This is a genomic window from Pantoea sp. SO10 (assembly GCF_005281435.1).
Lineage (GTDB): Bacteria > Pseudomonadota > Gammaproteobacteria > Enterobacterales > Enterobacteriaceae > Pantoea > Pantoea leporis.
The window spans coordinates 1,817,071-1,837,063 of the sequence record NZ_CP040095.1; the positions used below are offsets into that span (position 1 = coordinate 1,817,071).

Consider the following 19,993-nt stretch of genomic DNA (forward strand, 5'->3'; position numbering starts at 1 on the left):
TTTGTGTCCTTTTATTTCTGTTCTGATAATAACCTTGGTCACAAAATGTTATTTAGCTTTTCGCTTAACAATGAACTGGCGAAATAATATTCAATTCAGTGAGGGAAATGTTAAAACCCGATTAATTCGCGCCATGCTAAATTTGCATCGCGCTATCACTTTCCTGCACCAATCAGGCACATTGCGCCCCAAAAAAGTGCGTTTATCGCATTAATTTGGCGAAATATTTCCTGCCCGATCACAAAAGCAATATTTCATTTTGCCGATGCATAAATCCGCTAAATAAATTACTGCTATTCAGCTTGCATCAGACTGATATTCACTTTTTATGCAATTAAAGTGAATATCACCACCTGTTAAGTTATTGATATTCCGTAGTGGTAAGACGGTTATGCATTTTTGCGGCTGGCTGGCACGCTATCTGCAATATACAGTAGAGCTGCCACTTAACATTTTTAACAATTTCAAAACAAAAGGCTTCACCGGGTGTGGAGCAGGAGAAAGGGCTATGTCACTGCAGGTTTCACGTCAGAATTTCGATCAATGGATGATGCCAGTTTATGCACCCGCGGCTTTTGTTCCGGTCCGCGCGGAAGGTTCAACGCTGTGGGATCAGCAAGGCAAAGAGTATATCGATTTTGCCGGTGGCATTGCGGTTAACGCATTGGGACATGCGCATCCGGCGTTGCAGCAGGCGCTGATCGAACAGGCCGGCAAACTGTGGCATACCGGTAACGGCTACACCAATGAACCGATCCTGCGTCTCGCCAAACAGTTGATTGATGCTACTTTTGCCGATCGCGTGTTTTTCTGTAACTCCGGCGCTGAAGCGAATGAAGCGGCGCTGAAACTGGCACGTAAAACCGCACACGACCGTTTCGGTGCTGAGAAAAATGGCATCGTTGCTTTTAATAATGCTTTCCACGGTCGCACGCTGTTTACCGTGACAGCGGGCGGACAACCTGCCTATTCCCGGGATTTCGCGCCGCTGCCACCGGCGGTCGAACACGCTAATTTCAACGATCTGGCCTCGGCGGCCGCGCTGATCAATGACCAAACCTGCGCGGTGATCGTCGAGCCGATTCAGGGTGAAGGCGGCGTCCTGCCAGCCGATCCCGCTTTCCTGCGCGGACTGCGTGAACTCTGCGATAAACATCATGCGCTGCTGATTTTTGATGAAGTGCAGAGCGGCGTGGGTCGCACCGGTTCGCTGTATGCCTATATGCATTACGGCGTGACGCCGGATGTATTGACCACCGCCAAAGCGCTGGGTGGCGGCTTCCCGATTGGCGCAATGCTGACACGTGAAGATCTGGCGCAGGTGATGGGCGTGGGCACGCACGGCACCACCTACGGCGGTAACCCGCTGGCGGGCGCAGTCGCGGGAAAAGTGATGGAACTGATTAATCAGCCGGAATTTATGGCCGGCGTGGCCGAGCGTCATCAATGGTTTGTTACGGCGTTGCAGGAACTGAACAGGCGTCTGCCGGTATTTAAAGAAGTGCGCGGGTTGGGGCTGCTGATTGGCGCTGTGCTTAACGACGATTTCGCCGGTAAAGCCAAACAGTTCAATCTCACGGCGGCCGAAGAGGGCGTGATGGTGTTGATTGCGGGCGCCAACGTAGTACGTTTCGCGCCAGCGCTGAACATCAGCGAGCGCGAAGTAAAAGAAGGTTTGGCGCGCTTCGAACGTGCCTGTGAACGCGTGCTCAAAGGAGCCACATCATGATGGTGATTCGCCCCGTCGAACGTGACGATCTCTCGCAGTTGTTGTCGCTGGCGGGCAAAACCGGGGGCGGCTTAACCTCGCTGCCCGCGGATAGCGAAACGCTTAAAGCCCGTATTGAGCGTTCGCTGCTCACCTGGCAAGGTGCCTTGCCGCCTGCTGAGCAAGGCTATGTGTTTGTGCTGGCCGACAGCAAGGATAATCGCGCCGTCGGCATTTGCGCCATCGAAGCGGCGGTAGGTTTGCAGGATCCCTGGTACAATTTCCGCGTTGGCACGCAGGTGCATGCCTCGAAAGAGCTGAACGTGTATGCCAGCCTGCCGACGCTGTCGCTGAGCAACGATCACACCGGCAGCAGCGAACTCTGCACGCTGTTCCTCGATCCCGATTACCGCGATGGCAAAAATGGCCATCTGCTGTCGAAATCGCGCTTTCTGTTTATGGCCAACTTCCGCGACCGCTTTATGCAACATGTGGTGGCGGAGATGCGTGGCGTCAGTGATGACAATGGCCACTCGCCATTCTGGGACAGCGTCGGCAGCCGCTTCTTCTCGATGGAGTTCAGCAAAGCCGATTTCCTCAGCGGCACCGGCCAGAAAGCCTTTATCGCCGAGCTGATGCCCAAACATCCGCTCTACATTCATTACCTGTCTGAAGCGGCACAAAAAGTGATTGGCGAAGTCCATCCGAAAACCGCGCCCGCGCGTGCGGTGCTGGAGGCGGAAGGTTTCCGCTATCTCAACTATGTCGACATCTTCGACGGCGGCCCGACGCTGGAGTGCGAAATCGATCGCATTCGTGCCATTCGCAAGAGTCGCCAGTTAACCGCTGAGAGCGGTGCAGCCGATGAAAGCTGGCCGCTGTGTCTGGTGGCCAACGCGGATTACCAGCATTTCCGCGTGGCGCTGCTGCCGGTGGATATGGCATCCGGCACGGTAAAACTGACTGAAAGCCAGCGCGCGGCGCTGCATTGCAACATTGGCGATCAACTGCGTGTGGTCACGCTGTGTCGCGAGGAGAAAAAAGCATGATGCATTTTATTCAAGGTCAATGGGTGACCGGCGGCGCTGACGCCCTGAGCAAACACAATCCGGTAACCGGCGAAACGCTGTGGCAGGGCAAAGCGGCATCGGCAGCACAAGTGGCTGCGGCCTGCGAAGCGGCGCGCGCGGCGTTCCCGCAGTGGGCGAGAAAACCGTTTGCGGAGCGTCAGGCGCTGGTGGAAGGGTTTGCACGTCTGCTTGAAAGCCACAAAAACGCGCTGGCGGAAACCATCGCCCAGGAAACGGGCAAGCCGCGCTGGGAAACGCTGACCGAAGTGCAGGCGATGATCAACAAAATCGCCATCTCGATTAAGGCCTATCACAGCCGCACCGGCGAACAGGCCGATGGAGAGAGCTCGCTGCGCCATCGTCCGCACGGCGTGTTGGCGGTGTTTGGTCCGTATAATTTTCCTGGCCATCTGCCGAACGGCCATATCGTGCCAGCTCTGCTGGCGGGTAACTGCGTGGTGTTTAAGCCGAGCGAGCTGACGCCGTTGACGGCGGAGAAAACCGTGCAGCTGTGGCAGCAAGCGGGTTTACCGGCGGGCGTAATGGCGCTGCTGCAGGGCGGTCGTGAAACCGGCCAGGCGCTGGCCAATGCGTCGCAAATTGATGGCCTGCTGTTTACCGGCAGCGCCGCCACCGGCTATCACCTGCATCGTCAGTTTGCCGGGCAGCCAGAAAAAATGCTGGCGCTGGAGATGGGCGGCAACAATGCGTTGATTGTTGAAGATCCTGCGGATCTTGATGGTGCGGTACATATCGCTATTCAGTCGGCCTTTATTACCGCCGGACAGCGCTGCACCTGTGCGCGTCGTCTGCTGGTGAAGCGCGGTGCGGCGGGCGATGCCTTCCTGCAGCGTTTGGTTGAGGTCAGTGCGCGCTTGCAGCCTGGCGCGTGGAATGCCGAACCGCAGCCGTTTATGGGCAGCGTGATTTCCCCTGCCGCCGCTGGACATATTTTTGCCGCCTGGCAGCAGCAGGTGGAAAAGGGCGGGAAAGTGTTGCTCGGCATGCATTGGCCGGATCGCGACAGCGCCATCATCACGCCGGGCATCATTGATGTGACCGAAGTGAAAGATTTAGCGGATGAAGAAGTCTTTGGTCCGTTGCTGCAGGTGATTCGTTACGACAGTTTCGAGCAGGCGATTGCTATCGCCAATAATACCCGCTATGGCTTGTCGTGCGGTCTGATTTCGCCGCAGCGCGCGCAGTTTGATCAGCTGTTGCTCGAGGCGCGCGCCGGTATCGTTAACTGGAACAAACCGCTGACCGGCGCGGCCAGCACCGCCCCCTTTGGTGGCATTGGCGCATCCGGGAATCATCGTGCCAGCGCGTGGTACGCCGCCGATTACTGTGCATGGCCAATGGCGTCGCTGGAGAGCCCAAGCCTGGCGCTGCCGGGCAGCTTAGCGCCGGGCCTCGATTTCTCCGCGCAGGGAGCGAAATAATGCAAGCATTTGAAGCGAACTTTGATGGGCTGGTCGGCCTGACACATCATTACGCGGGATTGTCGTTTGGTAACGAAGCCTCGACGCGCAATCAGCTGCAGCCCTCGAATCCGCGTCTGGCGGCGAAGCAGGGTTTGCTGAAGATGAAAGCGCTGGCGGATATGGGCTACGTGCAGGGTGTAATCCCGCCGCACGAACGTCCTAATCTGCCGCTGCTGCGCCAGCTCGGCTTTGGCGGCAGCGATGAGCAGGTGCTGGCGCAGGCGGCGAAGCACGCGCCACAGCTGCTGTCGGCGGCCAGCTCAGCCTCGGCGATGTGGGTGGCGAATGCCGCCACGGTGTCGCCGTCGGCGGATAGCGCCGATGGTCGCGTGCATTTCACCGTCGCCAATCTGAATAACAAATTCCATCGCGCCATTGAGGCGCCGGAAACTGCCGATCTGCTGCGCGCGATTTTCCGTCATCCGCAGCACTTCTGCGTGCACGATGCGCTGCCGCAGGTGGCGCAGTTCGGTGATGAGGGCGCGGCCAATCACAATCGTTTCGGCAGTGATTACGGTGGTGCGGGCGTGCAGCTGTTTATTTATGGCCGTGATGGTCAGCAGCAGGGCGCAACGCCAACACGTTATCCAGCGCGTCAAACGCGGGAAGCCAGCGAAGCGGTGGCGCGGTTGCATCAGCTCGATGCGCAACGCACGCTGTTTGCTCAGCAAAATCCAGCGGTGATTGATCAGGGCGTGTTCCATAACGATGTGATTGCGGTGAGCAACCAGCAGGTGCTGTTCTGCCATCAGGATGCCTTTGTGAACCAGCCGCAATTGTTGAGTGACATCGCCGCCCGCGTTAGCGGTTTCCAGCCGATTGAAGTGCCGCGCGATAAAGTATCGGTAACCGATGCGGTCAATACCTATCTGTTTAACAGCCAGCTGTTGCAGCGCGCCGACGGCGGTATGCTGCTGGTGCTGCCAGAAGAGTCACGCCAGCATACGGGCGTGTGGCGTTATCTCACTGAGCTGGTGGAGAGCGGCGGGCCAATCCGTGAACTGAAAGTTTTCGATCTGCGTGAAAGCATGTTTAACGGTGGCGGTCCGGCCTGTTTGCGTCTGCGCGTGGTGTTAACCGAAACCGAGCGTCAGGCGCTGAATCCGGCGGTACTGATGAACGATCGCCTGTTTGCCACGCTCAACAATTGGGTGGATCGCCACTACCGCGATCGCTTAACTCAGGCCGATTTAGCCGACCCGCAACTGCTGCGTGAAGGGCGCACCGCGCTGGATGAGCTGACGAAGCTGCTAGACTTAGGCAGTGTCTACGCGTTTCAGCGTTAACGCCGGGGTGAGAGGTTCGCCCCACGTCGTTAAAAAGGAGTGAACATGCAGGATTTTTTACAGCAGACCTTGTCTGGTGAGCCGCCACAGCAAAGAGAGGGCAGCAACGATCATCTCAGTTGGCAATGGCACAACGAGGGACTGATGTCCCTCACGCCGCATACGCCCACACAGCAGGCGCTGGTGCTCTCTGCGGGCATTCACGGCAATGAAACCGCGCCGGTTGAGATTCTCAATCTGTTGCTGACGCCACTCTTAAAAGGCGAGAAGCCGCTGGCAGTGCGCTTGCTGGTGATTTTGGGTAATCCCGCCGCGTTGCGCAGCGGCAAGCGCTATCAGCAACATGATATCAATCGCCTGTTTGGTGGACGCTGGCAGCAGGTGGCCGATGTACCCGAAGCGCAGCGCGTGCTGCAGCTGGAGCAGGAGCTGGAGAGTTTCTGGCGCGCCTGTCTCGATCATGAAGTGCGCTGGCACCTCGATCTGCATACCGCGATTCGCGGCTCGTATCATGCGCGTTTTGGCGTGATGCCGCTGAATCCCAATCCGTGGCCCGAGGCGTTTATGCACTGGCTGGCGGCGGCAGAAATGGAGGCGCTGGTGTTCCATCGTTCACCGGGCGGCACCTTCACCCATTACAGCTGCGAGCACCATAATGCGGCGAGCTGCACGCTGGAGCTGGGCAAGGCTTTGCCGTTTGGTGAGAACGATTTAAGTCAGTTTGCCGGCGTGCAGCGGGCGCTGGCGGCGTTGCTGTATGGCGATGCCTTACCGGAGGTGCGTGAACAGCCACGCCATTATCGCGTGGCGCAACAGCTGACCCGGCACGGCGATAAGTTTGTGTTGCACATGGGGCCGGAGACGCTGAACTTCACCGCTTTCCCGCAGGGCACGCTGCTGGCGGAGGAGGGTGACCGGCGTTACTACGTGCAGCAGGCGCGCGAGTATGTGCTGTTTCCCAATCCGAATGTCGCGCCAGGATTGCGCGCGGGGCTGATGCTGGTGGAGGAGAATGAACAGACGCAGGCGCTGGCGTTGTGATTTTCCCTCACCCTAACCCTCTCCCGCAGGCGGGAGAGGGAACCGATCGCGCGAATATTTGTATTGAGTTACATGTGGCAGCGTTTCCCTCTTCCGGTGGGAGAGGGCCAGGGTGAGGGCATCAACGCGCCGACATTTCCCTTCCTGAAAACCGACAATACCGTTACACTCCTCCTTAATTCCTGCGTTTTTCCCTTGATTGTCATAAAATTTTTCAATTCCTCACGCATTTCTTCTCTTTCTCTCCATGATTGCCTGATCTCTGTCTTTTATGCTTTCAGGGCTTTACTCAGCCTCTGAGTAGTTGACGTTCAGCGTCGTATGCTTGTTTCCGAAGACGCGACACAGGCTGTCGTCATTAAACTGATAAGTAAGGACAATATTATGCGTAAATTAACTTCTGTGTTCCTGGCTACCGCAATGGCTTTTGGTGCTGCAAATATCGTCCATGCAGCGGCAGACAACCTGACTCCGCCGCCAGCAGGCAGCGAAAAACCGATGCACAAGCCGCCGATGCGTCATCACGGTATGGAGATGATGTTTAAAGGTCTGAACCTGACCGATGCGCAGAAAGCGCAGATCAAAACGATTCTTCGTGATGGCCACAAAGAGATGAAACGCCCGTCGCTGGAAGAGCGTCGTGCTGACCATGCCATCATCGCTTCCGATACCTTTGACCGTGCGAAAGCCGAAGCGCAGGCTGAGAAGATGACGGCGAATGCCAAAGATCGTGCGCTGCAGATGATGGAAACCCAGAACAAGATCTACAACGTGCTGACACCAGAGCAGAAGAAACAGTACAACGCGAACTTTGAGAAGCGCTTAACCGAGAAAGGCCCGCACGATGGCAAAACGCCACCACCGCCGGCTGATGCTGAATAAGTTCTTTCGCTAACGGAATAGAGACCGCCGGGGTTGTCCATCGCATCTGATGCTTTGGGCAACCTCGGCGGTTTTGTTTTTACAGCTCGATCAGCGGGAACACGCCAGAAAGCAGCGGACGGCAGAGAATTTTATAGCCGTCATGATCGAAGCCGTGCGAGGCGCGCTGCAGCTGGCGCGCTTCGGCCTCGCTGCTGACCGATCCCAGCCAGAACCAGTGATCGATCACATGGATTTGCGTAATGTTTGTCCCCGTTTCCACCATGCCAACCGGGCCTTGCCACGGCCAGCATTGAATGCGCATCTGCTCTAATGCCGCATGCAGGCGCTGCTGATGCTCAGCAACCGACTCGTTACCACAGCAGGCACCGGCGCAGCGTTTTAGTGCAGCGCGAAAACAGCCGCGTCCCGGACGCAACGACTCCAGCCCAAGCAAGCCGTGGCACAAGCGCTGCTCATCGGCGATGGCTTTTAGCTTCTCCAGCGCGGCAAAGCGACTGCGAAACAGGCCATAAAGATTGGGCGAGCGGGAGAAGTCGAGATCCTTTGCATACACCACCTGCGGCGCACCGTCGCCCAGCTGCAGCGAACAGAGCTGGCGGTTCTTACGCAGGCGCTTATTAAACAGCGGCTGTTGCGTTTTGATCATCTGCGCTTCCAGCAGCTGAGCGCCGACATCGCCAGCGGTGGGGATCCAGGTGACGCGCCGCGCCTGACGCAGCATTTTGGCTTCATCCGGCGCCCGGAAATGCGCCATCACCCGACTGCGCAGGTTGACGCTTTTGCCGATATACAGCGGCAGATTTTCGCTTTCACCGTGAAAGGTATAGACGCCCGGCTGGTTGGGTAAACCTTCCAGCCACTGACGTAGATGTTCGGGATATTGATAGATGGCTGCCGCATCGAAATCGAGGCGGTGGCTGGCTGCACGTCTGACCAAAGCACACTCCAATTACTGGTTGTTCATCCAGTGTATCAAACTGTGCTTTTTCTCGCCAGTCAGCGGCGATGAGAAAGTTTCCCGCCCGGACGGCGGGAAACGCCATGCACTTACTTCTTCCAGAAGTCGTCGAACACGGTGATCGGCGGACGACGTTTGTGCTCAGTTTTCAGATACCAGCCTTCGATGGTTTTTGCTGCGGCGGCATCGATGGTCTTGCCTTCCAGATAGGCATCGATTTGCTGATAAGTCACGCCGAGTGCCACTTCATCCTGCAAGCCAGGACGATCATCTTCCAAATCGGCAGTAGGATGCTTGAGATAGAGGTGTTCCGGGCAGCCCAGCGTTTTCAGCAGCTGTTTGCCCTGGCCTTTATGCAGGCGGAAGATCGGGTTGATGTCGCTGCCGCCGTCACCGTACTTGGTGAAGAAACCAGTGATTGCCTCTGCCGCATGGTCAGTACCGACCACCACGCCTTTGGTCATGCCGGCGATGCTGTACTGCGCTTTCATGCGCTCACGCGCTTTTTCATTGCCGCGCACGAAATCCGACACCGTAATACCCGCATCTTTCAAGGCACGTTCGCTGGCCAGGATCGCTTCTTTGATGTTTACCACCAGCGTGCGATCGGGTTGGATAAATGCCAGCGCATCCTGACAATCCTGCTCATCGGCCTGCACGCCATACGGCAAACGCACGGCAATAAAGGTGTAATCGTTATCGCCCCTCTCTTCACGCAGTTCGCGAATCGCGGTTTGCGACAAAATGCCGGTCAGTGTCGAATCCTGGCCGCCGCTGATGCCGAGTACCAGCGTTTTCAAAAAGGGATGGGCTTTCAAGTAAGACTTCAGAAAATCAACGCTGACGCGGATCTCCTGCTGCGGGTCGATAACCGGTTTTACACCAAGGGCTTCAATGATTTCCTGTTGCAGTGACATGAACCTCTCCTCAAGTCAGTAGCCTGACGGCACAATGCGAATCATCTGCTAAAGCTAACGCCTCTCCCCACAAACAACAAGCCGCACGGCTGGTTGTTCAGGTTATTTGCTGGCAAATCAGACGTTTTTTGCCTTCTGCACCAGCAGATTGAACGACACAATCGCCAGCATAAAGCAGCCAAAGATGGTGCCGGTCATGCTCGCGACCGAGGTGCCGCCCAGCCCGGTAATGGGTACGCTGATGGCACCAAAGGTGAACATGCCGACGCCAATCACTGCCGAGGCGCTGCCCGCGCGCTGGCCCTGGCTCTGCATCGCCAGCGAAGAAGCGGTGGTGGCGATCACGCCATTACTGGCGATGGTGAAGAACAGCGCGACCAGCAGAACTGGCAGCGCTGCGCCGGTAAGTCCCGCCAGCAGCAAGCAGCTCGACGCAACAAACGCCAGCGTCAGGCCGCCTTTCAGTACGCGATATTCACCCCATAGTGGACAGAGGCGCGCACTGGTTTGTGATGCAATAATCAGGCCGAAGCCGTTGGCAGCGAAGCAGAAGCTAAAGGCTTGCGGCGTCAGGCCATACAGCTGTTGCAGTACAAACGGCGAGGCGCCGATATAGGCAAACATGCCGGACATCATAAAACCTTGCGTCAGGCAGAAGCCCATAAACTGCCGATGCGTGACGACCTGGCCGAGCGCCGCCCAGGCGGAAAAGATCGAGCCCTGACTGCGGCGCGCTGGCGGTAAAGTTTCGTGCAATTTCCAGCGGGCAAGGAAGATCAGCACGACGGCGATGCAGCCGAGCACCACGAAAATGCCGCGCCAGTTAAGCACCGTCATCAAGGCGCCGCCCAGCACCGGCGCACCAATCGGCGCTAAACCGTTGACCAGCATCAGCAGTGCAAAGAAACGCGTCAGCTCATGGCCGCTATACATATCTCGGGCAATGGCACGCGACAGCACCGCGCCGCCGGCGCCTGCCAAACCTTCAAACAGACGCGCCACCAGCAGCGAGTGGATGTCTTTTGCCAGCGCACAGCCAATCGAGGCAATAAACAGCAGCACCAGCGATAACAGCAGCGGACGGAGGCGACCAAACTTGTCGCTCATTGGCCCAAACAGCAATTGACCCGCACCCAAACCCAGCAAGCCAGCGGTGAGGCTCAGCTGCGCTGTGGCGGTTTCGGTGTGCAGATCGCGCGCCAGCTCCGGCAGCGCCGGCAGGTAAAGGTCGATACAAAGTGGCCCGAGCGCAGCGAGCAGGCCCAGCGTGATGGCATAAACCAGCCGATGAGAAGGTGCAGGTGTCATTAATCCTCTGTCTTTATTCATTGCTATAGGTATTTTTTCGCGGGTGATTATACGAACCGTAGCGCATCAACACAGCATTTTTACCAAATCCTAACGCTTCGGAATTTAGCTAAATTTATCCCATAAAGTTGATAAATCTGGATTTATGTTCCAGGCTAATTTCACACGGACAAAAAAACGAGGAACAACAACATGAATAAAGTGATGGGATGTATCGCTGCAGCTATGACGCTGGCAGCCCTGTCTGGTTGTACGACTTATGACAAAGCCGAAAGCTACGTAACCAAGCCGGTAGTGAAGGATGTTAAGAAAGGCATGACGCGCGATCAGGTTCGCCAGATTGCCGGCCCAGCGTCTACTGAAATCACCATGGTTCACGCTCGCGGCACTTGCCAGACTTACGTGATTGGCGAGCGCGACGGCAAACCGCAGACCTACTTCGTGAGCTATAACGATACCGGTCGCGTCATGAACTACGGTTTCCAGAGCTGTAAAGACTACGATACCGATCCGCAAGCGGCTCAGTAATCGCAGCAGAATAAGAAACGGCCCGTCATTGACGGGCCGTTTTTCGTTGTGGCGCTTATAAACCGTAAGGACGCGGCACTTCGATATACTCGCCGCCGATCTCGCGCTGGTAGTAATGGCCTTCCTGCACGTAATAACGCTTGCCGTTGAAATCCAGCACGCGCATACCGCCGCCCGGCGGGGCTTCAGGCGGCTGCACCACTACATAGGTGTCGCCCTGACGCTGATAGTAGTTACCGTTCAGCATGTAATAGGTCAGACCGCCCAGCAAAACGGCGGTTGCTGCTTCGGGTAGGAAACGCAGCGGGCCGGGACCGCCCCAACGTGGACCTCCACCCCAATGCGGGCCTGGGCCGGGGCCCCAACCGCCGGGATGGGCAAAACTGATGGCTGGTGTTAATAAGGTTAACGCCAGCACCGAGGCGATAACTGTTTTCATCGGTGATTCTCCTGCTGTGATTAACTGCAGAATTGGCTTTACTGAGCGAAAACTCAAGCGAAAAGCGGCTGATTTTTCCTCTGTTTACCATGCTTAACGCTTTCCTGACGCTAGCGCCATGATTGGGTTGAATTGGGGAGGAAAGCGGGTAAGGTCGTCATAAACGGCGTGATGCCGATCAGTTAAGCGCCGTATCAAATCACCGCACCTTCCGTAGCGGCGCGATTTATCGCGCAATGAATTGCGCCGCTACAATGTGTGCTCTCGGTAATGAGTGGTTTCATGTCATAAACGGCGACCTTACGGGGCATATCGCGCAGGCATAAAAAAACGGCAGACCTTGCGATCTGCCGTTGTTGCAACTCATCAATTTAGCGGTGTGCCAGTTCGGCGTGCTCGTCGCTCTCCAGCACTTTCTTGTCGGTCAATCCGAGCCAGCGGCTGGTGAGTGAACCGGCGGTCATTGAACCATTAACGTTGAGCGCGGTACGCCCCATATCGATCAGCGGTTCGATGGAAATCAGCAGCGCGACCAGCGTGACCGGCAGGCCCATCGCTGGCAGCACGATCAGCGCGGCGAAGGTGGCGCCGCCGCCGACGCCGGCCACACCGGCAGAACTCAGCGTCACGATACCTACCAGCGTTGCAATCCACATTGGATCAAACGGGTTGATGCCCACGGTTGGCGCAACCATCACCGCCAGCATGGTGGGATAGAGACCGGCACAGCCGTTCTGACCGATGGTGGCACCGAATGACGCCGAGAAGCTGGCGATCGATTCTGGCACGCCCAGGCGACGCGTTTGAGTCTCCACGTTCAGTGGAATACTGGCGGCGCTGGAGCGGCTGGTGAAGGCGAAGGTGATCACCGGCCATACTTTACGGAAGAAGCGCATTGGATTGATGCCGTTAACCGACAGCAGCAGCGCGTGTACGGCAAACATGATCGCCAGACCGAGATAAGAGGCCACCACAAAGCCACCCAGCTTAATGATGTCCTGCAGGTTGGAACCGGCTACTACTTTGGTCATCAGCGCCAGCACACCGTACGGCGTCAGCTTCATGATCAAACGCACCAGCTTCATGACCCAGGATTGCAGGGTATCGATCGCTACCAGCACGCGCTCGCCTTTTACCTTGTCATCTTTCAGCAGTTGCAGCGCCGCCACACCAAGGAAGGCGGCGAAAATCACTACGCTGATGATCGAGGTGGGGTTGGCGCCCGCCAGATCGGCAAACGGGTTTTTCGGAATGAAGGAGAGCAGCAGCTGTGGCGTGCTGAGATCAGCCACTTTGCCCACGTAGTTGCTCTGAATCGCGCTCAGACGCGCGGTTTCCTGCGCACCTTGCACCAGACCTTCAGCGCTAAGGCCAAACAGGCCGGTCACCAGCACGCCGACCAGCGCGGAGATTGCGGTGGTAAACAGCAGCACGCCAATGGTCAGCACGCTAATTTTACCCAACGATGAGGCATTGTGCAGACGTGCGACCGCGCTCAGGATCGAGGCGAACACCAGCGGCATCACGATCATCTGCAACAATTGCACGTAGCCGTTACCGACGATATTGAACCAGCCAATTGACGCTTTCACGGTTGGGCTGTTTTCGCCATAGATGGTTTGCAGCGCCAGACCAAAGGCCACACCGAAAACCAAACCGGTCAGCACGCGTTTGGACAGGCTCCAGCTTTGGTTGCCAATCCGATTCAGCAGAATCAGTAGTGCGATAAACGCCACGATATTAATAATGAGGGGAAAATCCATGCTCAACTCCAGAGTGTGACGCGCCATCCTGGGATGGCACGAAAAACAGTAAGTCCCGGTTAGGGAATATTTGGAATGTTATCAGTTCAGCGTGGGGCGGGCTTATACCCAAAAAGAATGCTTTATAACTTTAACGCTTGATTCGACTGCTTATTGACCGTTTTGACCATTAACCAACCGACCGACGCCATTTTGTAGCGTATTGAACAGTTGCTCCGGCCAGCCGTTGGCACCAAAAGAGGGCATGCCGGGCGGGAACCACAACGCATAACCGACCAGCGCCAGACAAAGTGCGCGCTCCAGCTGGTTACCTTTTTGACTATTCAGGATGGGCAAACGGAAGCGCCAGCGGCAGGGCCACAGCAGCGGCACGCCGGCGGGCGTGAGCATATCGGCGACAATATGGCTGAGATAGCCGAGCGTCATGCCTTGCAGCACGTCGGCGGGAAGAAACCAGTCGGCGGGCACATTGATCTGGAATAGCCACAAACTCACCGCCACCGCCAGCAAACTGTGGGTAAAACCGCGATGACCAAAGATGCGGGCGATGGGATGCGATAGCCACCTTAAGCGCTGGCCAAGCACGGATTTAGGGTGATCGATATCGGGCAGCAGGCAGGTTAACAGCGCAGCAGGCACTAAATGCCACCAGTCGGCGCTGGCCAATACTGGCGTCAGCTCCGCGCGCTTGGCAAAAATGGCGCTGGCAATGGCAAAAATGATATGGCCTTCGGCCGTCATGATGAAACCTGGCTGCATAAAACTGTCGATGCATCCAGTATAGGGATTTATCCAGTGAATGAGAATGGTGACGCTGTAACGAAGCGTTAATATTTTTCACTTTCCCGCGTCACAATGACGCGGGAAAAGAACAGGTTAGCCTAGCGCGCTAACCATCCGCCGTCGACGGCCAACGTATAACCTTGCACATAGTCGGAGGCGCTGGAGGCGAGGAACACAATCGGGCCCATCATGTCGTCCGGGATACCCCAGCGACCTGATGGAATGCGTCCTAAAATCTCCTCGTTGCGTGACTCATCGCTGCGCAGCTGTTCCGTGTTATTGGTGGCCATGTAGCCCGGTGCAATGGCGTTAACGTTGATGCCGTGCTTCGCCCATTCGTTGGCCATCAAACGGGTTAACCCCATCACTGCGCTTTTTGATGCGGTATAAGAAGGCACGCGAATGCCGCCCTGGAACGACAGCATCGAGGCGATATTGATGATCTTGCCGCCATTGCCTTGCGCGATAAACTGCCGGGCGACCTGCTGTGACAGGAAGAACAGGCTTTTGCTGTTGATGTTCATCACATCATCCCAATCCTGCTCGCTGAAGTTGAGCGCATCTTCGCGGCGAATGATGCCGGCGTTATTCACCAGGATATCAATGCGACCGGCAAGCGCCACCGCCTGTTCAACAATTTGCGGCACGATGGATGGCTTGGTCAGATCGGCCTGAATTGACCAAAAACGGCGGCCTAACGCCTCAACTTTGGCCTGCGTATCATCCGGTCCGGCGCGGTTAACGCCAATAATGTCACATCCCGCCTGCGCCAGACCCAGCGCCATACCTTGTCCTAAACCGGTATTGCAGCCGGTGACCAGCGCGATTTTGCCTGCAAGATTAAATGCGTTGAGTATCATGATTCGCTCCTTGTTAGCGCAGTGCGCTGATGTTGACGTGGTCCATGTCATCAAATACCTGGTTTTCGCCCACCATGCCCCAGATAAAGGTATAGCGCTGCGTTCCCACGCCCGCGTGAATCGACCAGCTCGGTGAAATCACCGCTTGCTCGTTATGGACCAATAGATGACGCGTCTCCTGCGGCTGGCCCATCATGTGGAACACGGCGCTGTCGTCGGCCATATCGAAATAGAAATAGACTTCCATGCGACGTTCGTGGGTGTGACACGGCATGGTGTTCCACAAGTTGCCGTCATCAAGGCGGGTTAATCCCATGGTTAACTGGCAGGTTGGCAACACGTCGGGCACGATGAATTTGTTAATGGTGCGGCGGTTCGAGGTGGCCGCATCGCCGAGCGTGGCTTTCACTGCTTCGTCGAGGGTGATTTTTTTGTCTGGATAATGGGTGTGTGCCGGCGCGCTGTTGTAGTAAAACTTCGCCGGGCGGCTGGCATCGCTGCTGCGGAAAATCACGCTCTGCGCGCCTTGTCCGACATACAACGCTTCCTGCTGATCAATCTCCCAGGTTTTGCCATCCACTTCAATCAGCCCGGGTCCACCGACGTTGATTACGCCGAGTTCGCGGCGTTCGAGGAAGTAACTGACGCCCAGCTGCTTACCCACTTCATGGCCGATAGTCACCGGTTTCTGCACCGGCATCACGCCGCCGATAATGATGCGATCGATATGGCTGTAAGTGAGGGTGTAATTGTCGGCGTCGAAAATCTTGTCGATCAGAAACTCACGGCGTAAGCCGTCCGTGTCCAGGGTTTTGGCATGCTCGCTATGAATGCTTTGACGAATGTCCATCTCAGGCCTCTCAAGAGTCAAAGGAAGTGGTCCCGATGCGGGTCTTTGGGCATCTTAGGCAGGATGAGATGTGAATTCAATAAAAATGAAACGATGTTTTATTTATTTGCGTGCGCGATCAAGTTGCATAAAAAAGCCCGCGTTAAGCGGGCTGCGATTAACCGTGCAGATGTTCGGGTTTGAGCTGGGTTAAATCATCAAGAATCACATTGGCCAGCGCCCAACGCGCATCTTCACGATGCTCGGCCGCTGGCACCACAATTGAACGCATGCGTGCGGCTTTGGTGGCGATCATGCCGTTGAAAGAATCTTCCAGCGTGACGCAGTTAAGCGGATCGATACCCAGTTTGGCTGCGGCGTCGAGATAGACCTGCGGATGCGGCTTGCTGTACGGCAGCGCTTCCGCGGACGCCAGCACATCAAAGTATTTGCGTAGGTCAAACATCTCCAGCACGCGCTCCAGCATGTGCAGCGGCGAGGCGGAGGCGAGGCCGATTTTCAAACCTTGCTGCTGGCACAGTTGCAGCGCCTGCTCCACGCCAGGCAGCAGCGGACGCGTCTCTTCCACCAGCGCCAGCGCGCGGGCGATGATGCGTTGCGTCACTTCCTGTTGATCCGGGCCGCTCCATGGCAGCGCTTCAAACCACATGCGCACGGTTTGATCGATGCGCAGACCCAGCGTATCGGGCAACTCGTGGCGGCGGGTGATATCCACGCCAAGGCTGGCGAAAATATCCAGTTCCGCGCGATCCCACAGCGGTTCTGAGTCGATCAATAATCCATCCATATCAAAGATGGCGGCCAATACAGGACGACGATATGACATATAACTGCTCCCTTAGAAATTTGGCTTACCATAGCACGAGAGCCGGATAAAGCCGACTTGCGGCAGGCCACGCATTTTTTAGGAAAAATTGCAGTAGTGCAGGTAGACTTAGGCAAAACTATTTTTGGTTCAGGGAGACACCATGACTTACCAACAGGCTGGCCGCATCGCCATCCTTAAGCGAGTGGCTGGCTGGGTGATTTTTATACCCGCATTGTTATCCACGATGATTTCGCTGCTGGGCTTTATGTTTAAGCACAGTGAAAAGCAGCCAGGCATTGATGCCGTGATGCTCGATTTTGTGCATGTCATGGTCGACATGGTGAAGTTCAATACGCCGTTTCTTAATGTGTTTTGGCAGAACTCTCCGGTGCCGGAATTTAACGGTGGCGCGAATATTGGGTTTTGGCTGATCTACATCCTGATCTTTATCGGCATTGCGCTGCAGGCTTCAGGTGCGCGCATGTGGCGTCAGTCGCGCCATATTAAAGAGGGAATTGAAGATCAGCTGATCATGGAACAGGCCAAAGGCAGTGAAGGGCGCACGCGAGCGCAGGTGGAAGAGAAAATCCACATCCCGCGTCACACCATTTTCTTGCAGATTTTCCCGCTCTATATCCTGCCGATCATTATCGCTATCGCGGGCTACTTTGTGCTGAAACTGCTCGGCATGCTGTAACACGTCAGGCCGGTCTGGCCTGACGTCCGCCCAACACATCTTCATCTAACAACTGGCCGATGGCGAACTGCGCTTCGCCCGTCCAGTTGCCACCGAAAACATTGGCGCGATTCAGCAGGTAATAGAGCTGATACACCGGCTGACGCTGCGAGAATCCGTCTTCCAGCGGCCAAACCGCCTGGTAGCCATCATAGATCTGGCGCGGCAAATCGGCGTAGTAACTCAGCATCGCTAAATCGCACTCGCGATCACCCCAATAGCAGGCGGGATCAAACAACCACGGACCCTCTGCGCTGCCGGCGCAGTTGGCGGGCCACAAATCGCCGTGTAATAAAGAAGGTTGCGGATGGTGGTTGGCTAACGTACGCTGCACACAATCAACAATCAGTTCGGTATCGCCATAGTGCACGCCTTTTTCTGCGGCCAGTTGCAGCTGCCAGCCGATGCGCTGCTCAGCGAAGAACACTGACCAGCGGCGTAACCAGCTATTCGGCTGAGGTGAGGTGGTGATGTTGTTGTCGAAATCGAGACCAAATTGCGGTTGCTCGCTCCATTGGTGTAGATGCGCCAACTGCTGGCCGAGCTGGAAAGCGCTCTGTGCGGTAAAGGGATGAGGCGGAATATATTCCAGCAGCAGGAAGCTGGTATCACGATCATTGCCAACGCCATACACTTTCGGGACGCGAACAGTTTGCGTGCGCGCCAGCAGGTCGAGTTGATCGGCTTCCCAGCTGAACAAGGTGAGCATATCGCGGGTGTTACATTTGACGAACACATCCAACTCGCCATAGCGGATGCGCCAGGCGGGATGGACATCGCCACCGGGAAGTTCCTGACGGTCGGTGATTTCGGCATCACCGGCGTACTCGCTTAACAGACGACTAATGGCTGACCACATCGGGTAATCCTCTTTGTTCGCTGCGTGAGTTCGATTGTAACGCGCAAAACCTGAGCAAACCTGGCGTCGATGCCGTTTTTTGCACTGCGTCAGGATTGTTGTTTCAGAAATGCCTCTAACGTGATGACGGTGACCTCAGGTTTATGATCGAGCGCGATTTGGGCATATCCCGCGGCTTGCTCTGCTATTTCATGCTCCTCTAACGCGCTGACAATGCCGAAGCTATTGGTGCCCAACTCATGCGGATGACCTTCATCATCGCTGAAGGTGGTGCTGTAACCGCCATTGATCATGGCACTGGTCACTGACTGCACGTCGCCGAGTCCACTTTCCTGATATTTCAACGTGACAATGTAACGTTTGACATCATGGTCACTCATTATTCACCTCATTGTTATCGAACAGATTTCAGCGTAGACCAGCGCGCAGTATAGAGCGAATTTTAGCCAATTCATTAGTGAAAATAGCAGGTAAAGCTTTGTCAAAAGAGTTCAGAAAAATCTTGTAGCCTTCAGGCTGCTATTTGAGTAATTGCCCCCTATAATGCGCAGCGAAAATGGGAAAAGTCCCATTAAAAGAGCGGTCCAGCGGCTTTCCTGGTTTTTTATGCGGATACATACTTTTTTACAAAACTTACGGTAAATTGCATTGATTGGCCGGAGAAACGCTTCAGACTCTTCGTTTTTTAAACTGTCGTACGGGTTACTTTTAATGAAAGCCTTTAACAAGCTGTCCGCTGTTTTATTGCTCTCTGCTGGAGCATTTTGTCACCAGGCCTTTGCAGATAACGCCGTTTTCACCTCCATGGATGACCCTGCAACGGCGAAAAAGCCGTTTGAAGGCAGCGCGTCAGCGGGTTACCTGGCTCAAACTGGAAACACCACCAGTTCTTCGCTGAGTGCGTCTACCAATATGACGTGGTATCAAACCAATACCGCATTGAGTCTATGGGGCAACGCCGCAAACAACTCCTCAAACGATGAGCGTTCATCTGAGACTTACAACATTGGTGGCCGTAGCCGTTATAACCTCAACAGCGCTGACTACCTGTTTGGTCAGGCAAGCTGGCTAAGCGACCGTTTCAACGGTTATGACTCACGCGATGTGCTGACCGCCGGTTACGGTCGCCAGATCCTCAGCGGCCCGGTTCACTCACTGCGTGCTGAATTCGGTCCGGGTGTGCGTTACGACGATTTCCATGATGGCGGCCATGAAACCAAAGCATTGGGTTATGGTGCAGTGAGCTATCAATGGCAGCTAACAGATACCACCAAATTTATCCAGGGTGTTTCTGTGTTAAGCAGCTTCGGTGAAGACACCACGCTGAACTCAGAAACCGCGCTGCAGGTGGCCATCAATGCCCATTTCGCGCTGAAGCTAGGCTACAACGTGACCTGGAACAATAATCCGCCAGAATCTGCGCCGGATCGTACCGATACCAAAACCACGATCCAGCTCTCATACTCAATGTAAGCGAGACGGATGTGAATCACCGCTGCCAGGCCTGTGCCTCGCAGCGGTTTTTTTTATTTCTCTTTAGCTCAGCGAAACTCTGCACGGGTTTTGATCGGCGGCGAAAGCTGCTATTATCATCGCCGCTTTACATTCCTGGCGTCATTCCGACAACGTGGGTCTGACATCACGCCGGGTTACACACTACGAAACTCATTTTTGCATGTAGGCTTTCGTGTGGCTTACCACTGCAATTAA

At 55.6% G+C, this 19,993-nt stretch carries 20 protein-coding genes; 9 read left to right on the forward strand and 11 right to left on the reverse strand.

What is annotated here, in order from left to right:
- Positions 1 to 508 precede the first annotated feature (508 nt).
- From FCN45_RS08455 to spy, 6 genes are all read left to right on the forward strand, one after another.
- Positions 509 to 1,729, forward strand: a complete 1,221-nt coding sequence (locus tag FCN45_RS08455; RefSeq protein ID WP_101764592.1) for an aspartate aminotransferase family protein — start codon at positions 509 to 511, stop codon at positions 1,727 to 1,729.
- The gene (gene astA, locus FCN45_RS08460) at positions 1,726 to 2,757 is read left to right on the forward strand and encodes an arginine N-succinyltransferase (RefSeq protein ID WP_137385654.1); all 1,032 of its coding nucleotides are present in this window, start codon (positions 1,726 to 1,728) and stop codon (positions 2,755 to 2,757) included. Before FCN45_RS08455 ends, astA begins: the two co-directional genes overlap by 4 nt.
- Positions 2,754 to 4,220, forward strand: coding sequence for a succinylglutamate-semialdehyde dehydrogenase (gene astD, locus FCN45_RS08465; RefSeq protein WP_137385655.1), 1,467 nt, complete (start codon positions 2,754 to 2,756; stop codon positions 4,218 to 4,220). The genes astA and astD overlap by 4 nt, the downstream gene beginning before the upstream one ends.
- The gene (gene astB, locus FCN45_RS08470; RefSeq protein ID WP_137385656.1) at positions 4,220 to 5,548 is read left to right on the forward strand and encodes an N-succinylarginine dihydrolase; all 1,329 of its coding nucleotides are present in this window, start codon (positions 4,220 to 4,222) and stop codon (positions 5,546 to 5,548) included. The genes astD and astB overlap by 1 nt, the downstream gene beginning before the upstream one ends.
- A 45-nt stretch (positions 5,549 to 5,593) precedes the next feature.
- Entirely contained in the window at positions 5,594 to 6,589 is a 996-nt protein-coding gene (gene astE, locus FCN45_RS08475) for a succinylglutamate desuccinylase (RefSeq protein ID WP_101764588.1), read from the forward strand.
- A gap of 384 nt (positions 6,590 to 6,973) precedes the next feature.
- Positions 6,974 to 7,471: an ATP-independent periplasmic protein-refolding chaperone Spy gene (spy, locus tag FCN45_RS08480; protein ID WP_137385657.1), complete on the forward strand. Its 498-nt coding sequence runs from the start codon at positions 6,974 to 6,976 to the stop codon at positions 7,469 to 7,471.
- 79 nt (positions 7,472 to 7,550) lie between these two features.
- Here the strand turns inward: spy and cho are convergent, their stop codons facing one another.
- The 3 genes from cho to FCN45_RS08495 form a co-directional block, all read right to left on the reverse strand.
- Positions 7,551 to 8,411, reverse strand: a complete 861-nt coding sequence (gene cho / locus FCN45_RS08485) for an excinuclease Cho (RefSeq protein ID WP_101764586.1) — start codon at positions 8,409 to 8,411, stop codon at positions 7,551 to 7,553.
- A gap of 110 nt (positions 8,412 to 8,521) precedes the next feature.
- Positions 8,522 to 9,349, reverse strand: coding sequence for an ammonia-dependent NAD(+) synthetase (gene nadE / locus FCN45_RS08490; RefSeq protein WP_137385658.1), 828 nt, complete (start codon positions 9,347 to 9,349; stop codon positions 8,522 to 8,524).
- Positions 9,350 to 9,466: 117 nt separating this feature from the next.
- On the reverse strand, positions 9,467 to 10,657 hold the full coding sequence (locus tag FCN45_RS08495; RefSeq protein ID WP_110866007.1) for a multidrug effflux MFS transporter: 1,191 nt from the start codon (positions 10,655 to 10,657) through the stop codon (positions 9,467 to 9,469).
- A 192-nt stretch (positions 10,658 to 10,849) separates the two neighbouring features.
- Between FCN45_RS08495 and osmE the strand changes: the two genes are divergently transcribed.
- Complete coding sequence (osmE, locus tag FCN45_RS08500; protein WP_007892614.1) at positions 10,850 to 11,185, forward strand: osmotically-inducible lipoprotein OsmE; 336 nt, start codon at positions 10,850 to 10,852, stop codon at positions 11,183 to 11,185.
- Positions 11,186 to 11,240: 55 nt separating this feature from the next.
- Here osmE and FCN45_RS08505 read toward each other — a convergent pair whose 3' ends face one another.
- From FCN45_RS08505 to hxpB, 6 genes are all read right to left on the reverse strand, one after another.
- A complete protein-coding gene (locus FCN45_RS08505) occupies positions 11,241 to 11,624 on the reverse strand; it encodes a DUF6515 family protein (RefSeq protein WP_101764583.1) in 384 nt (127 codons plus the stop codon).
- A 371-nt stretch (positions 11,625 to 11,995) separates the two neighbouring features.
- Complete coding sequence (locus tag FCN45_RS08510; RefSeq protein ID WP_008102914.1) at positions 11,996 to 13,387, reverse strand: L-cystine transporter; 1,392 nt, start codon at positions 13,385 to 13,387, stop codon at positions 11,996 to 11,998.
- A gap of 150 nt (positions 13,388 to 13,537) precedes the next feature.
- Positions 13,538 to 14,128, reverse strand: a complete 591-nt coding sequence (locus tag FCN45_RS08515) for a metal-dependent hydrolase (RefSeq protein ID WP_110866437.1) — start codon at positions 14,126 to 14,128, stop codon at positions 13,538 to 13,540.
- A gap of 140 nt (positions 14,129 to 14,268) precedes the next feature.
- On the reverse strand, positions 14,269 to 15,030 hold the full coding sequence (kduD, locus tag FCN45_RS08520; protein WP_101764582.1) for a 2-dehydro-3-deoxy-D-gluconate 5-dehydrogenase KduD: 762 nt from the start codon (positions 15,028 to 15,030) through the stop codon (positions 14,269 to 14,271).
- Between the two features lie 13 nt (positions 15,031 to 15,043).
- A complete protein-coding gene (gene kduI / locus FCN45_RS08525; RefSeq protein ID WP_137385659.1) occupies positions 15,044 to 15,880 on the reverse strand; it encodes a 5-dehydro-4-deoxy-D-glucuronate isomerase in 837 nt (278 codons plus the stop codon).
- A gap of 157 nt (positions 15,881 to 16,037) precedes the next feature.
- Positions 16,038 to 16,706 carry a hexitol phosphatase HxpB gene (hxpB, locus tag FCN45_RS08530; protein ID WP_101764580.1) on the reverse strand — a complete coding sequence of 223 codons (669 nt, stop codon included), beginning with the start codon at positions 16,704 to 16,706 and terminating at the stop codon, positions 16,038 to 16,040.
- A gap of 142 nt (positions 16,707 to 16,848) precedes the next feature.
- Between hxpB and FCN45_RS08535 the strand changes: the two genes are divergently transcribed.
- On the forward strand, positions 16,849 to 17,385 hold the full coding sequence (locus FCN45_RS08535) for a YniB family protein (RefSeq protein ID WP_137385660.1): 537 nt from the start codon (positions 16,849 to 16,851) through the stop codon (positions 17,383 to 17,385).
- A 4-nt stretch (positions 17,386 to 17,389) separates the two neighbouring features.
- Here FCN45_RS08535 and FCN45_RS08540 read toward each other — a convergent pair whose 3' ends face one another.
- Together FCN45_RS08540 and ghoS are read right to left on the reverse strand one after the other, a co-directional pair.
- Positions 17,390 to 18,283, reverse strand: coding sequence for a fructosamine kinase family protein (locus FCN45_RS08540; protein ID WP_101764578.1), 894 nt, complete (start codon positions 18,281 to 18,283; stop codon positions 17,390 to 17,392).
- An 89-nt stretch (positions 18,284 to 18,372) separates the two neighbouring features.
- Positions 18,373 to 18,663 carry a type V toxin-antitoxin system endoribonuclease antitoxin GhoS gene (gene ghoS / locus FCN45_RS08545; RefSeq protein WP_137385661.1) on the reverse strand — a complete coding sequence of 97 codons (291 nt, stop codon included), beginning with the start codon at positions 18,661 to 18,663 and terminating at the stop codon, positions 18,373 to 18,375.
- Between the two features lie 331 nt (positions 18,664 to 18,994).
- Between ghoS and FCN45_RS08550 the strand changes: the two genes are divergently transcribed.
- Positions 18,995 to 19,756, forward strand: coding sequence for a YdiY family protein (locus tag FCN45_RS08550; protein ID WP_101764576.1), 762 nt, complete (start codon positions 18,995 to 18,997; stop codon positions 19,754 to 19,756).
- The last annotated feature ends 237 nt before the right edge of the window (positions 19,757 to 19,993 follow it).